The sequence below is a fragment of the Neisseria sp. HMSC15G01 genome (assembly GCF_001808255.1).
Taxonomy (GTDB): domain Bacteria; phylum Pseudomonadota; class Gammaproteobacteria; order Burkholderiales; family Neisseriaceae; genus Neisseria; species Neisseria subflava_A.
This window is the reverse complement of sequence record NZ_KV792669.1, coordinates 27,401-42,867: the sequence shown is the minus strand read 5'-3', so window position 1 is coordinate 42,867 and position 15,467 is coordinate 27,401. Positions and strand designations below refer to the sequence as shown.

Below are 15,467 nucleotides of genomic sequence, written 5' to 3'. Positions count from 1 at the left end.
AGCGGCGTTAGAATAACGTCCACCGAAGGGGAGAAGGCCGTCTGAACCACCATTCAGACAACCGCGCAAAGCAGTGAGCAGACTGGTTTGCATCATGCGGATACGGCCGAAAATCTCAGGTTCAAGGACAGATAGGGTCATCCGCGCACAGGTGCGCGGGCGGCATCTGAACAAAAAATCCGGAGAAACTTGAGAATGACTGCTCTGAAAACCACCCCATTTCATCAAGCCCATCAAGATGCAGGCGCGAAGCTGGTAGATTTTGCCGGCTGGGAGCTGCCCATCCATTATGGTTCACAAATCGCCGAACACGAAGCCGTGCGCACCGACGCCGGTATGTTTGACGTATCCCATATGCTCGTTACCGACGTCGCCGGAGCGAACGCCAAAGCCTTTTTCCGCAAATTGATTGCCAACGACGTTGCCAAACTCGCCTTCGTCGGCAAAGCCCTTTATTCCGCTTTGCTCAACGATAACGGCGGCGTGATTGACGACTTGATCGTTTACCGCACCAACGAAGCCGAAACCCAATACCGCATCGTGTCCAACGGTGCGACCCGCGAGAAAGACACGGCGCAATTCCACAAAGTCGGACAAGAGTTCGGCGTTGCCTTCAATCCGCGCTACGACCTCGGCATGCTCGCCGTACAAGGCCCTAAAGCCATCGAAAAACTCCTGACCGTCAAACCCGAATGGGCGGATGTCGTCCATAATCTCAAACCGTTCCAAGGTGCAGACTTGGGCAACGACTGGTTTGTCGCCCGTACAGGCTACACCGGCGAAGACGGTGTCGAAGTGATTCTGCCGGGTACTGAAGCAGGCGCATTCTTCAAAGCCCTGCAAGCAGCAGGCGTACAGCCTTGCGGTCTCGGCGCACGCGACACCCTGCGCATGGAAGCCGGTATGAACCTCTACGGCAACGATATGGATGACAATACCAGCCCGCTCGAAGCAGGCATGGGTTGGACCGTTGATTTGAAAGACGAAAGCCGCGATTTCGTCGGTAAAGCCGCATTGGTGGCATTGAAAGAAAAGGGCGTTGCCGTCAAACAGGTTGGCTTGTTGCTCGAAAAAGGGGGCATTCTGCGCGCGCATATGGAAGTGTTGACCGATAAAGGCCAAGGCGAAACCACCAGCGGCGTATTCTCTCCAAGCCTGAAACAATCCATCGCCATCGCACGCGTACCGAAAGATTTTGACGGTGATACCGCCAAAGTTCTGATGCGCGGCAAAGAAGTGGACGTACGCGTACTGAAGCTGCCGTTTGTCCGCAACGGTCAAAAACAGTTTGATTAATATCGGTTCAGACGGCCTTTATTTGTTAAGGGCCGTCTGGAAGCAGGTTTTAATTGTCGTCCGATACGGACGTTTGTAGAAAGCATTGAACAAGGCATCTGTGGATATTGATTCATGCAGATGCCGTCTGAAAATAACCCCCTATCAATGGAGTATCAAACCATGAGCAACATCCCAGCAGAACTGAAATACGTTGCCAGCCACGAATGGCTGCGCCTTGAAGAAGACGGTACCATCACCGTCGGCATTACCCATCACGCGCAAGAGCTGTTGGGCGACATCGTGTTTGTCGAGCTGCCAGAAGTTGGTGCAAACCTGGCTGCCGAAGAGCAAGCCGGTGTGGTTGAGTCTGTAAAAGCCGCATCTGACGTGTACGCGCCGATTGCAGGCGAAGTCGTTGCCGTCAACGAAGATTTGCCAAGCGCTCCGGAAACTGCCAACAGCGATCCTTACGGCGCAGGCTGGTTCTTCAAAATCAAACCTGCCAACCCTGCCGATTACGACGGTCTGCTGACTGCCGAACAATACGCAGGCGAAGTAGCTTGATTTTTGCAAACATCCAAACAGGTTTTTCATCTGTTTGATATTGCAGGTCTTAGGTCGTCTGAAAAATGCTTTCAGACGGCCTTTGTTTCAATTTTTCCTCAGCAAACATGAATTACTGCGAATTTGTCGCCACGCTTCCTGACGATACGGACAACCCCAACAAACATTATCACGACACGCAATACGGTTTTCCGATTGAGGACGACAATGAATTGTTTGAGCGGCTGGTGTTGGAAATCAATCAGGCAGGATTAAGCTGGACGCTGATGCTGAAGAAGCAGCAGGCATTTCAGACGGCATTTAAAGGTTTCGACATCGATACGGTCGCCGCATTTGACGAAACCGATATTGAGCGACTGCTTGCCGATGCAGGCATCGTCCGCAACCGACTGAAAATCAACGCAGCCATTTATAACGCGCGACAAATCAGACAAATACAGCAAGAATACGGCTCATTCAAAAACTGGCTCGATGCGAACCATCCGCTCGACAAGGCTGAATGGGTGAAACTGTTTAAAAAACATTTCAAATTTGTCGGCGGCGAAATCGTCGGCGAATTTTTAATGAGTACCGGCTACCTGCCCGGCGCGCATGTGGCAACCTGTCCGGTTTATAGGGAAATATTGGCATGTCGTCCAAAGTGGGCGGAGGTCGTCTGAAACAACATTTGCAAGAAAAAACAGTGTTGATATCGATAACACCGAAGGAGTAGAAATGAAACTATCTGAATTGTTCAACCCGAATGAATTTGCCGCGCGCCATTTGAGTTTTGGCGACGAGGCTGCGCTTTTGGAAGCGCTCGGCGAGAAGAGCATGGATGATTTTGTCGGCAATACCGTGCCGCAAAGCATCCGTATGCCGTCCGAACTCAATTTGCCCGAAGCGTTGACCGAGGCGGACGCGTTGGCGAAATTGAAAGGCATCGCGTCGAAAAACGTGATCAACAAATCCTATATCGGTTTGGGCTATTACCCGACCCGCGTGCCGAATGTGATTTTGCGCAACGTATTGGAAAATCCGGGTTGGTACACCGCCTACACCCCGTATCAGGCGGAAATTGCACAGGGTCGTTTGGAAGCTTTGTTGAACTTCCAACAAGTGTGTATCGATTTGACCGGTTTCCCTGTGGCAGGCGCGTCTTTGCTGGACGAGGCAACTGCCGCCGCCGAAGCGATGGCGATGGCGCACCGCGTGGGCAAAGTGAAATCCGAGCGTTTCTTTGTGGATGCGCGCGTGTATCCGCAAACTTTGGACGTGATGAAAACCCGCGCTAAATATTTCGGTTTTGAACTGGTGGTCGGCGATTTTGCCCAAGCCGACGAGGGCGAATACTTCGGCGCGCTGTTCCAATACGTCGGCAAAGACGGTGACGTGCAAGACTTGCAGGACGTTATCGGCCGTCTGAAAGCAAAAGGCACAATCGTTGCCGTTGCCGCCGACATCATGAGCTTGGTTTTGCTGAAGTCTCCGGCTGAATTGGGCGCGGATATTGCTTTGGGTAACACCCAACGCTTCGGTGTGCCGATGGGCTTCGGTGGTCCGCACGCTGCTTATTTCGCGTTTAAAGACGAGTTCAAGCGTTCCGCTCCGGGCCGTATCATCGGCGTATCCAAAGACGCATCGGGCAAACCTGCCTTGCGCATGGCCTTGTCCACACGTGAGCAACACATCCGCCGCGAAAAAGCCACGTCAAATATTTGTACTGCGCAGGCATTGCTGGCGAACTTGGCCGGTATGTATGCCGTTTACCACGGCCCTGAAGGCGTGAAACGTATTGCCAACCGCATTCATGCGCTGGCTTCTGCCTTTGCCGATGCGCTGGTTTCAGACGGCCTGAATGTGGTTCACAAAGTCTTCTTCGATACCGTTACCGTTGATTTTGGCAGCAAAGAGAAAGCAGACCAAGTGTTTGCCGCTGCTTTGGAATCGGGTTACAACTTGCGCCGCGTCAACGATACTCAAGTTGCGGCTGCATTCCATGAAACGTCGGCATACGAAGATTTGGTCGATTTGTACCGCGCGTTTACCGGCAAGGATACGTTCACATTTGCCGATGATGTCAAAGGCCGTCTGAACGCCGAATTGCTGCGTCAAGACGACATTCTGCAACATCCTGTGTTCAACAGTTACCACACCGAACACGAAATGCTGCGCTATCTGAAAAAACTCGAAGACCGCGACTTGGCGATGAACCGCAGCATGATTTCGCTCGGTAGCTGCACCATGAAGCTCAATGCGACTGCGGAAATGTTGCCGATTACTTGGGCAGAGTTCACCGACATCCACCCCTACGCCCCCAAAGACCAAGCCGCAGGCTACCGCGCGCTTTTGACCGACATGGAAAACAGCCTGAAAGCCATCACCGGCTTTGACGCGATTTCCTTCCAGCCCAACTCCGGCGCGCAGGGCGAATACAGCGGCATGCTCTCCATCCGCCGCTATCAAGAAGCTAACGGCGAGGGACACCGCAACATCTGCCTAATTCCCAAATCCGCCCACGGCACCAACCCTGCGACTGCGGCCATGCTGGGTTTGAAAGTCGTTGTTGTCGATACCGACGAACACGGCAACGTCAACATCGATGATTTGAAAGCCAAAGCAGAGCAACACCGCGACGCTTTGTCCGCCATCATGATTACTTACCCGTCCACCCACGGCGTGTACGAAGAAGGCATCCGCGACATCTGCCGCATCATCCATGAAAACGGCGGACAGGTTTACATGGACGGCGCCAACCTCAACGCCCAAATCGGCATCATGCAGCCTGCCGAAGTCGGCGCGGACGTGTTGCACATGAACCTGCACAAAACCTTCTGTATCCCTCACGGCGGCGGCGGTCCGGGCGTCGGCCCTATCGGTTTGAAAGCCCACCTTGCCCCGTTTGCACCGGGACACGCTTTGACCGACACCCACAGCGCCAGTGCCGACCAAACCGCCGTTGCTGCTGCGGCCTTCGGTTCTGCGTCCATCCTGCCGATTACCTGGATGTACCTGACCATGATGGGCAAACAAGGCATGGAACAGGCAACGCGCTGGGCATTGCTCAACGCCAACTACGTCGCCAAACGCCTGAGCGAAGACTATCCCGTTCTCTACACAGGCAAAAACGGCCGCGTCGCGCACGAATGTATCGTCGATTTGCGTCCGCTCAAAGCCGAAAGCGGCATCACCGAAACCGACATCGCCAAACGCCTGATGGACTACGGCTTCCACGCCCCGACCGTCTCCTTCCCCGTTGCCGGCACGCTGATGATCGAGCCGACCGAAAGCGAGAGCAAAGCCGAACTCGACCGCTTTATCGCTACCTTGAAACAAATCAAACAGGAAGTGCTGAAAGTCGAGCGCGGCGAATGGCCGAAAGAGGATAATCCGCTGGTGAATGCTCCGCATACCGCAGCAGATGTAACCGGTGAATGGGCGCATCCGTACTCCCGCGAAGAAGCCGTCTTCCCGCTGCCTTTCGTGCGCGAAAACAAATTCTGGCCGAGCGTCAAACGGGTAGATGAAGTGTATGGCGACCGCAATCTGGTTTGCTCCTGCTTGCCGATTGATGCATACGAAGATTAAGCCTGAATAGGTTTAAAATTGAACAGGCCGTCTGAAAATGAAAATAGTTTTCAGATGGCCTTTTGTTTGTTAAGATATTTCGCCCGAGAACATACATTTGTTTTTGGTAAAACAACAGATAAGGCATTCGGAAAAATAGACGGCGAATGCCTTTGTTTGCGGATAAAACCAAACTGCTCTCAACAACGATAAACACAAGGCCGTCTGAAAAACAGGAGGACACGATGGACGAACTTTTTATTCAAACGTTGACGATTGCCGGCTCAGATTCCGGAGGCGGCGCGGGCATACAGGCGGATTTGAAGACATTTCAGATGCGCGGCGTGTTCGGCACCAGCGTACTGACAGCGGTTACCGCACAAAATACTTTGGGCGTATCGGCAGTGCATCCGATACCGACCGACATGATTGCCGCGCAAATTGCCGCGATTCAGGAAGATTTCCAAATCCGCGCCTATAAAATCGGCATGCTGGGTACGGCGGAAATCATCGAATGCGTGACGGAACAAACCGCCGAATGTGACTTCGGCAAACGCGTGTTGGATCCGGTTATGATTGCCAAAGGCGGCGCGCCGTTGTTGGAAAACTCAGCCGTCGAAGCCATGAAACGCCTGCTGCTGCCGCATACGGACGTATTGACTCCCAATCTGCCCGAAGCGCAGGCATTGACGGGTATCAATATTGAAAACCGCCAAGATGCGGAACGTGCCGCCAAAATTCTTCAGGATTGGGGTGTGAAAAATGTGGTGATTAAAGGCGGCCATCTTGCCGACAGCCAAAGCGAATATTGCACCGACTGGCTGTTTACGCCATACGAAACCATTGAGCTGAACAGTAAACGTTTCCCAACGCCGCATACGCATGGTACGGGCTGCACATTTTCTGCCTGCATCACAGCCGAGTTGGCAAAAGGGTTTAGCGTACCTGAGGCGGTTCAAACGGCAAAAAACTATATTGCCGCCGCCATTTCCCATCCTTTGGGCATCGGGGCAGGGCACGGGCCGGTCAACCATTGGGCGTATCGGGACGAATAATGCGTTTAGGCCGATTGTAATTGATTGTATTTTTCAGACGGCCTGACTAGGTTTATCACTTGAAATTGTTTACAATATCGGATTAATGCTTTTACGGATAAAAAAGACACCATGCAAGTTACTTCAAAATGGATAGATGGAATGTGCTTCGTCGGTACAACGGCAAACGGACACAGCGTTGTGATGGAAGGCGCGGCGGCTGAAGGCGAAGTCAAACGCGGCCCCAGCCCGATGGAAATGCTGTTGTTGGGTGTAGCAGGCTGTTCCAGCATCGATGTCGTGATGATTGCCGAGAAACAACGCCAAAAAATCACCGACTGCCGTGCCGAAGTGACTGCCAAACGCGCCGACACCGCGCCGCGCGTGTTTACCGAAATCCATATCCATTTCAAAGTGTATGGTCGGGATTTGCAAGAAAGCGCGATTGAACGCGCCGTACAGATGTCTGCCGAAAAATATTGCTCCGCATCGATTATGCTGGGCAAAGCGGCAAAAATGAGCCACAGCTTCGAGATTGTCGAAACAGAATAGGGCGGTTTCAGGGTAGGAGTGCCGGAGCGTGAACCGGTTACCCACAAAAAAAGCAGATATATTCACGCATTAACATGAATATATCTGCTTGCTTTTTATTCCTTTTTCTCTCTCTCTATCAGCCTTTATAACTTGGCTTGTTGATCTCATTGTGCAAGTTTCGTTTAACATTGTCAACAATTTTTAATTATATTTTAAACAACCCCGAAAGCTGCAGGTTTGTAAACGCTTGCGCCTTAATACGGATACTGGGGAAACAGTATGGATTACGAAAATAATACCAACATTGCGCCTGCAACTTCATCGCTTATTTTGGAAGAGCGTCACGATTCGGAACTCTTCCGAGTGTACGCATTGATTTTGGACGGCATTACCGACCATCTGCTGTTGCCGGGTAAAAAACTGACCGAGTCCGAGCTTTGCCGACAAATGGTTTGCTCGCGCAATACCGTGCGTGGCGCATTGTCGCTTTTGGCGCACGACAAAATCGTCGATTTGCAGCCCAACCGCGGCGCATTTGTCCATGTGCCGGACTTGAAAGAAATGAAAGACGTGTTCAACACGCGTATCGAAATGGAAAGCATGATTCTGAGCGTCCTCATTGATATGCCTGATTTGGAAACGCGTCTGCAACCGCTTTACGCCATGATTGAGCAAGAGGGCGCAGCCTCCGAAAGCGGCGACCGCGTGGGTTGGAACCGCCTGTCCAATGCCTTCCATGTCGAATTGGCGCGACTGTTGGACAACGATGTCCTGTTTGAAATCATGAATACCTTGTGTGCGCGCTCTTCATTGATTGTGGCCGTTTCCGATCCGCTTCGCAAAGAAAAGCGCAACATCGATTCCAATTCGCACCATGAACACCGAGAAATCCTCGATTTGTTGCTGGCAGGCAAGCGCAACCGTGTGACTAAAGTCATACGCCGCCACTTGGGCGCGTGTATGGAACGCTTGGAACAGAAACTCGAGATGTAATCGGTTTGACAATAACAAGGCCGTCTGAAATATTCAGACGGCCATTGGTTTATCCCTATAAAACGAAACGCCATGAAACCCAAAATCCAAAGACACGAACATATCCTCACCCTTGTCCGCGAACATAATTTTATGACGGTGGAAGAGTTGGCGGCAAATTTGGATGTTACGCCGCAAACCATACGCCGCGATGTTCAAGAGTTAAGCGAGACCGGACAGCTTAAACGCTATCATGGCGGCGCATCTTTGGGCGACGTTTCAGTCGTAACGGCAGGGCAGGAGCGGCGCAACCATCAGCAGCAGGAAAAAAACGCCATTGCCCGGCTGATTGCTTCCACCATTCCCGACAATGCCTCGCTCTTTATCAGCATCGGCACCACCATGGAAGCCGTCGCCGCCGAGTTGGTCAGACAGCGTAAAAACCTGCGGATTATCACCAACAACATCTACGCCGCCTCCATCACTGCGGCGCGTACCGACTACACGGTCATCATCGCTTCCGGTGTGGTCCGTCCGTTGGACGGCGGTATTACGGGTGTGGCGACCGTCGATTTCATCAACCAATTCAAAGTCGACTATGCCATCATGAGTACCCACGGCATAGAAAACGACGGCTCGCTTTTGGATGACGATTACAAGGAAGTCAGCGTGATGCAGGCGATGGTGAACAATGCCCGCGTGCGCTATCTCGGCGTCGACCACAGCAAGTTCAACAGCAATGCCCTGGTCAGACTGGGCGATATCGGCGCATTCGATAAGCTATTTACCGACCGCACACCATCCGCCGCCATGCAGAAAACCCTAAACGAGCGCGGCGTGGCGTGGCAGGTTGCCGACCCTGTATCAAAGTAGCCAAGTCGGGTACAATTGAGCCATCATTCCATTCCTTTCAGACGGCCTGATTGAATGCCCAGGCCGTCTGAAAACAGAAAATCATCTTTCCATCAAAGAAATATTATGTTGAATAAAGACCAATTCGCGGACAACCACTTTATCCGCACCATTATCGAAGAAGACCTCAAAAGCGGTAAACATACAGCCATCCAAACCCGTTTCCCACCCGAGCCGAACGGCTACCTGCACATCGGCCACGCCAAATCCATCTGCTTGAACTTCGGTTTGGCGTATATTTATGACGGCTTGTGCAACCTGCGTTTCGATGACACCAACCCCGAAAAAGAAAACGACGAATACGTCAACGCCATCAAAGAAGACGTTGAGTGGCTCGGTTTTCATTGGGCGGGCGAACCGCGTTTTGCTTCCAATTATTTTGACCAGCTTTACGATTACGCCGTCGGTTTAATCAAAGACGGCAAGGCCTATGTCGATGATTTGACGCCCGAAGAAATGCGCGAATACCGCGGTACGCTGACCGAAGCAGGCAAAAACAGCCCTTACCGCGACCGCAGCGTCGAAGAGAATCTCGACCTGTTTACACGCATGAAAAACGGCGAGTTCCCCGACGGCAGCAAAACCCTGCGCCTGAAAATCGACATGGCATCCGGCAACATCAATATGCGCGACCCCGTCATCTACCGCATCCGCCGCGCCCATCACCACAACACCGGCGATAAATGGTGCATCTACCCGATGTACGACTACACGCATTGCATTTCCGATGCCATCGAAGGCATCACGCATTCCTTGTGTACGCTCGAATTTGAAGCCCACCGCCCGCTGTACGACTGGGTGTTGGACAACATTCCTGCGCCGCACGCCACCCGTCCGCGCCAATACGAGTTTTCCCGTTTGGAGCTTCTGTATTCCATCACGTCCAAACGCAAGCTGAACCAACTGGTTTCAGACGGCCACGTTGCCGGCTGGGATGACCCGCGTATGCCGACCATTTCCGGTATGCGCCGCCGCGGTTACACGCCCGAAGGCTTGCGCCTGTTTGCCAAACGCGCCGGTATTTCCAAATCTGAAAACATCGTCGACATGAGCGTGTTGGAAGGCGCGATTCGTGAAGAGTTGGAAAACTCCGCTCCGCGCCTGATGGCGGTTTTGAATCCGCTCAAAGTGACCCTGACCAACTTCGAAGCCGGCAAAACCCAAAGCCGCCGTGCCGCGTTTCATCCGAACCACGAAGAAATGGGCGAGCGCGAAATTCCCGTGTCCCAAACCATTTACATCGAAGCCGACGACTTTGCCGAAAATCCGCCCAAAGGCTTCAAACGCCTGATTCCCGGCGGCGAAGTGCGCTTGCGCCACGGCTATGTCATCAAGTGCGATGAAGTGGTAAAAGACGAGGCAGGCAATGTGGTTGAACTCAAATGCAGCATCGACCACGATACCTTGGGTAAAAACCCCGAAGGCCGTAAAGTCAAAGGCGTGATTCACTGGGTTTCTGCCGAACACGCCGCCGAAATCAAAGTCCGCCTCTACGACCGCCTCTTTACCGTCGAGCGTCCCGATGCCGTGCGCGGCGAAGACGGCAACTACCTGCCGTTTACCGATTTCCTCAACCCTGAATCCATTAAGGAAATCACCGCCTACGCCGAGCCTGTCGCAAAAGATTTGCCGGCGGAGAGCCGTTGGCAGTTTGAACGCATCGGCTATTTCGTCACCGACCGCAAAGACCACAGCAAAGACACACCGGTGTTTAACCGCACTGTGACACTGAAAGATTCTTGGCAGGCAAAATAATTGGTAAGAAGGCAGTCAGTATGCACTGGCTGCCTTTATTGTGTTTAAATTTTTGATTTTATAATAGGAATTTTATGGAAAACCAAATACCCACTTCACAGGAAGTTCGATATCACGAACCCAAACGCCTTCCTGCTTCTGCAGGCATCAAGTGGATTACCGACGCTTTCGGTATTTTCAAACTTCATCCGTGGAAATGGATGGGCGTATTATTGGCTTATATGATCGTAGGCTTTGTGGTTTCTATTATTGACTTACTAGGAATTAATGCGCTTTCTAGTTTAAAAGGTATTGTATTCAGCTGGGTGGGTTCATGCTTAGTAGGCGGAGCTATGTATGTTGCTAACAATATCAATAATGGAAAAGCATTTGATGTGAAAGATTTTTTTATTGTTTTTTTAGATAAAAAAATGAGTTTTTTCATTTTATTGTTACTTCAGGTGCTGTTCAGTATAGCTGTTAGTTTGCTTATCATTCCGCTATATTTTGCAGGTCATTGGGCAATGATGATAGGTGTTGTATTGATTGTTATTGTCCTTTTGTCTATATTTTTATTAACCCCCGCTTTGATTGTTTTAGATGGTCTGAAGCCATGGGAGGCTATTAAAGCTAATGTTAAAGCGGCTATGTGTAATATTCCTGCAATATTAGTTTATGTTGTAGGTGTGGCTCTCTATTCTTTTATGTGGGGCGTATTAGGCAGCATGTTAGGCCAGTGGATTATCATGATCATACTTTTACTATTCCTACCTGTCAGCGCAGTTTTACTGCTGGCTCCTTATATTGCTTACCGCAGTATTTACCCTAATGGTCGTATTGTAAAATCCTAAGTGGATAAAGGCCGTCTGAAACATTTTCAGACGGCCTTTGTCAATAAAAGGAATGAGATGGAACGTTATTCTGTACATTTGAAACTGCTGGGGATGGCGGTGCTGTGGGGCGCGTCTTGGCCGATGGGGCGGATGCTGGGGCAGTCGCTGCCACCGCTGACGGGCGGGGCGGTTCGGTTTGTACTGGCTTCGGTTTTGTTGTTGGGCTGGTTGTTTGCGCGCAGCAGGTTTGCAACTTTAGCAGCTTTATCGGCGCGGCAATGGTTGGGTTTGACGGTGGCCGCTTCCGTCGGGGTGTGCGGCTATGCGGTGTTTTTTATGCTGGGTTTGCAGACTATGCCGGCAGGCAAGGCGGCGGTGGTCGTGGCGGTGAACCCCGTGTTGACGCTGCTGTTGGCAACTTGGTTTTTCGGCGAGCGTTTAAATGCGAAGATTTTGGCGGGTATGCTGCTGGCGGTCGGCGGTGCCATTATGGTGGTAACGCAAGGGCAGCCGTTGACAGTGTTATCCGGTGGCATCAAGGCAGGAGAGTGGTTGATTTTCGGCTGTGTGGTCTGTTGGGCGGCCTATACTTTAATTGGTCGTGCGGTTTTGCGCGGAATAGATGCGCTGACGGTAACGACGGCAACATCGTTCATCGGTGCGTTGATGTTATCGGTGGTGGCGTTGTGGACGGATGGAATACCGTTTGAGGCGATAGCGGCAATGGATGGGCGTGGCTGGACGGCCTTGGCGTGGCTGGTCATCGGCGCGACGGTATTGGCCTATGCGTGGTATTTTGAAGGGGTAAAGACTTTGGGTGCAGGCAGCGCGGCGGCATATATTACGCTCGTGCCGATTTTCGGTGTGCTGTCTTCGGCGTGGTTTTTGGGCGAATCGCTGCATATTTCGCTGGTTGCAGGTTGTGCGGCGGCGGTCGGCGGCATGACGCTGATGCGGTACGGGCAAAAGGCCGTCTGAAGTTGGGTAAATACTCGAATTTTTGATGATAAGATTGCGGTTGCCACCTTACTTCCAGCCGTAATCTTATTGAAGGATAAGACCAAGTCACGGCCTCAGTGTTCGATTTAAAAATTTGACACCCTGCCTACAACTGCCTAAAATTCAACTTCCTCAAAAATCTACCGTATCCTGCGGCACGATTTCATCCTTTCAGACGGCCTTTGTGCCATCTCTCTGATACCATTCAAAATATATCAATACTATGCACGTTTCAGAACTACAAACCCTCCACATTTCCAAACTCTTGGAAATGGCAGAAGAACATGGCATTGAAAACGCCAACCGTTTCCGCAAACAAGACCTCGTTTTTGCCATCGTCCGCCAGATGATGAAGCAGAATGTCAGCTTCACCTGTTCCGGTACACTCGAAATTTTGCCTGACGGCTTCGGTTTCTTGCGCAGCGCAGATACTTCTTACCTTGCCGGTCCTGACGATATTTATGTTTCGCCCACGCAAATCCGCCGCTTCAATCTGCACACCGGCGACACCATCGAAGGCAGCGTGCGCGTGCCGAAAGACAACGAGCGCTATTTCGCGCTTGTCCGCCTCGACACCATCAACGGCGATCCGCCCGAAGTCTGCAAACACAAAATCCTTTTTGAAAACCTCACGCCTTTATTCCCAACCGAACAATTCAAACTCGAGCGCGACATCAAAGCCGAAGAGAATCTGACCGGCCGCGCCATTGACTTGGTTTCCCCGATCGGTAAAGGCCAACGTGCATTGTTGGTGGCGCCGCCTAAAACCGGTAAAACCGTGATGTTGCAAAACATCGCCCACGCCATTACCGCCAATTATCCCGATGTCGAGCTGATTGTCCTGTTAATTGACGAGCGTCCGGAAGAAGTGACCGAAATGAGCCGTTCTGTACGCGGCGAAGTCGTTTCCTCTACGTTTGACGAGCCTGCGCAACGTCATGTACAAGTGGCCGAGATGGTGATTGAAAAAGCCAAACGCATGGTCGAACACAAAAAAGACGTGGTCATCCTGCTGGATTCGATTACCCGTTTGGCGCGCGCCTACAATACCGTTGTGCCGACTTCGGGCAAAATTTTGACCGGCGGTGTTGATGCCAACGCTTTGCACCGTCCGAAACGCTTCTTCGGCGCCGCGCGTAATGTAGAAGAGGGCGGTTCGCTTACTATTATTGCGACAGCGCTTGTTGAAACCGGCAGCCGCATGGACGACGTGATTTACGAAGAGTTCAAAGGCACGGGCAATATGGAATTGCACCTTGACCGCCGCATGGCAGAAAAACGCCTGTTCCCGGCCATCAGCATCAATAAATCCGGTACGCGCCGCGAAGAATTGCTGGTGCCGAACGATCAGTTGCAGCGCATGTGGCTCTTGCGTAAATTTCTCCATCCGATGGACGAAATCGAAGCGACCGAGTTTTTGGTGGGCAAACTCAAAGACTCCAAAAACAATGATGATTTCTTTGAATTGATGCGCGGTAAATAAGCATAAGGCCGTCTGGACATGTTTCAGACGGCCTTTACTTTGCTTGAGGAATCTTTATGACCATCCGAATGAATTGGCAAAACTTATTGTCCACCCAACGCCTCCGTACCAAAAACGGCGAAATTGTGCCGACCGTTACCCCTTCGACTCAGGAAGGCGCCGATGCCTTGCGTACGGATTTTCACATCGACTACGACCGAGTCGTTTTTTCCGGAGCCTTCCGCCGCCTTGGCCGTAAAACGCAGGTGCATCCGCTGGCGCAACACGATTTGACGCACAACCGCCTGACGCACAGCGTTGAAGTTGCCAGCGTGGGCAGGAGTTTGGGCAACCGCGTGGGCGTGATGTTGCACAACGGCGGTTTTCTGCCGCAGGGCAATACACCCAGCGATATTGGTGCCGTGGTGCAGGTTGCCTGTTTGGCGCATGATTTGGGCAATCCGCCATTTGGTCATACCGGAGAAGATGCTTTGCGTGATTGGTTCAGACGGCCTGAACATCAAATTTATCTGAACACATTGAACGAAGCGGAGCGCAACGACATTCAAACCTATGAAGGCAATGCGCATAGCCTGCGTATCGTCGCCAGTCTTGAAATGTATCCGGAGGCGGGCGGAATGCGCCTGACTGCGGCAGCCATCGGCGCATTGCTGAAGTATCCGTGGACAACGCAACATCCAAACGGCAGAAAGAAATTCAATATTTATCAAACCGAGTTGCCGTTTATCCGTCAAGTTGCCGACGAATTGGGGCTGGTTTCCGCAGGAGTAGACAGCTGGGCGCGCCATCCTTTGTCTTATTTGATGGAGGCCGCCGACGATATTTGCTATGCCTTGTTGGACTTGGAAGATGCCGTCGAATTGGATTTGCTCACGGATACGGAAGTGGAGAGTATCTTATCCGAGCTGACCTTTGCCGAAAGCGCATGGCACGCCAGCTCCAGTCGTCAGCGTTGCGCCATGTTGCGCGGCATTGCGATTGGCAAGGCGATTGATGATGTCGCGCAAACCTTTATGCTGCATCAGTCCGACTTGTTGGATGGAACATTCAAAGGAAAAGACTTGCTTGCTCTGTGTAGCCCGCAAGTGCAAAACACTTTGGAAAAAGCGAAAGAATTGGCGCAAACACGGATTTTCCGCCATCATACCAAGCTCTTGACCGAGATCGCCACGTTCCCATGTTTAGGCTCCATCTTGGATTTACTTGTCCCTGCCGCCTATGCCCTGATTGCAGAAAAACAGTTGGCAACGCGTCAGTCTTTGGCGTTGGAGTTGTTGAAAAAGCACAATCCGATTCTTCCTGAAGACAGTCTGTATCAGGCATATATGAAAATCTTGGATTTTGTCGGCGGCATGACTGATAACTCCGCCGCCAAAATGGCACAGGATTTATCAGGAGTAGGGATTTTGCGTTAATTTTATATTTTTTAATTTCAATCAGTTAAGTAAAAATATAAAAAATATCCGTGAAAAAAGTAGACAGGTTTTGGTAAAGCCTATATTATTCGATCTTCTTGATTCACAACGCACTTGCGAAGTGATGAGGATGCACCCGTAGCTCAGTTGGATAGAGTATCTG

Annotated in this window: 13 protein-coding genes; all 13 read left to right on the top strand. The window is 51.5% G+C overall.

All coding sequences use genetic code 11. The annotated features are described in order from the left end of the window. The first annotated feature begins 195 nt into the window (after nucleotides 1-195). The 13 genes from gcvT (at nucleotide 196) to HMPREF3139_RS02815 (ending at nucleotide 15,304) form a co-directional block, all read left to right on the top strand. Complete coding sequence (gene gcvT / locus HMPREF3139_RS02875; protein ID WP_070460361.1) at nucleotides 196-1,296, top strand: glycine cleavage system aminomethyltransferase GcvT; 1,101 nt, start codon at nucleotides 196-198, stop codon at nucleotides 1,294-1,296. Between the two features lie 147 nt (nucleotides 1,297-1,443). Beyond that, nucleotides 1,444-1,842: a glycine cleavage system protein GcvH gene (gene gcvH, locus HMPREF3139_RS02870; RefSeq protein ID WP_036492952.1), complete on the top strand. Its 399-nt coding sequence runs from the start codon at nucleotides 1,444-1,446 to the stop codon at nucleotides 1,840-1,842. Nucleotides 1,843-1,949: 107 nt separating this feature from the next. Next, nucleotides 1,950-2,501, top strand: a complete 552-nt coding sequence (locus HMPREF3139_RS02865; protein WP_070460360.1) for a DNA-3-methyladenine glycosylase I — start codon at nucleotides 1,950-1,952, stop codon at nucleotides 2,499-2,501. A 55-nt stretch (nucleotides 2,502-2,556) separates the two neighbouring features. Then, complete coding sequence (gcvP, locus tag HMPREF3139_RS02860; protein ID WP_070460359.1) at nucleotides 2,557-5,409, top strand: aminomethyl-transferring glycine dehydrogenase; 2,853 nt, start codon at nucleotides 2,557-2,559, stop codon at nucleotides 5,407-5,409. A 224-nt stretch (nucleotides 5,410-5,633) separates the two neighbouring features. Further along, nucleotides 5,634-6,443, top strand: a complete 810-nt coding sequence (gene thiD, locus HMPREF3139_RS02855) for a bifunctional hydroxymethylpyrimidine kinase/phosphomethylpyrimidine kinase (RefSeq protein ID WP_070460355.1) — start codon at nucleotides 5,634-5,636, stop codon at nucleotides 6,441-6,443. A 111-nt stretch (nucleotides 6,444-6,554) separates the two neighbouring features. Further along, the gene (locus HMPREF3139_RS02850) at nucleotides 6,555-6,974 is read left to right on the top strand and encodes an OsmC family protein (protein ID WP_003679886.1); all 420 of its coding nucleotides are present in this window, start codon (nucleotides 6,555-6,557) and stop codon (nucleotides 6,972-6,974) included. A 261-nt stretch (nucleotides 6,975-7,235) separates the two neighbouring features. Next, the gene (locus HMPREF3139_RS02845; protein ID WP_070460353.1) at nucleotides 7,236-7,949 is read left to right on the top strand and encodes a GntR family transcriptional regulator; all 714 of its coding nucleotides are present in this window, start codon (nucleotides 7,236-7,238) and stop codon (nucleotides 7,947-7,949) included. Between the two features lie 72 nt (nucleotides 7,950-8,021). Continuing rightward, the gene (locus HMPREF3139_RS02840) at nucleotides 8,022-8,801 is read left to right on the top strand and encodes a DeoR/GlpR family DNA-binding transcription regulator (RefSeq protein ID WP_004519551.1); all 780 of its coding nucleotides are present in this window, start codon (nucleotides 8,022-8,024) and stop codon (nucleotides 8,799-8,801) included. 105 nt (nucleotides 8,802-8,906) lie between these two features. After that, nucleotides 8,907-10,595 carry a glutamine--tRNA ligase/YqeY domain fusion protein gene (locus HMPREF3139_RS02835; RefSeq protein WP_070460351.1) on the top strand — a complete coding sequence of 563 codons (1,689 nt, stop codon included), beginning with the start codon at nucleotides 8,907-8,909 and terminating at the stop codon, nucleotides 10,593-10,595. 74 nt (nucleotides 10,596-10,669) lie between these two features. Beyond that, nucleotides 10,670-11,425 (top strand): BPSS1780 family membrane protein, encoded by a 756-nt coding sequence (locus tag HMPREF3139_RS02830; RefSeq protein ID WP_070460349.1) that lies wholly within the window; start codon nucleotides 10,670-10,672, stop codon nucleotides 11,423-11,425. Between the two features lie 57 nt (nucleotides 11,426-11,482). Next, nucleotides 11,483-12,385 carry a DMT family transporter gene (locus HMPREF3139_RS02825; protein WP_070460347.1) on the top strand — a complete coding sequence of 301 codons (903 nt, stop codon included), beginning with the start codon at nucleotides 11,483-11,485 and terminating at the stop codon, nucleotides 12,383-12,385. 244 nt (nucleotides 12,386-12,629) lie between these two features. Next, nucleotides 12,630-13,889, top strand: a complete 1,260-nt coding sequence (gene rho / locus HMPREF3139_RS02820; RefSeq protein WP_003748836.1) for a transcription termination factor Rho — start codon at nucleotides 12,630-12,632, stop codon at nucleotides 13,887-13,889. A gap of 56 nt (nucleotides 13,890-13,945) precedes the next feature. Then, entirely contained in the window at nucleotides 13,946-15,304 is a 1,359-nt protein-coding gene (locus HMPREF3139_RS02815) for a deoxyguanosinetriphosphate triphosphohydrolase (protein WP_070460345.1), read from the top strand. Nucleotides 15,305-15,467: the final 163 nt, after the last annotated feature.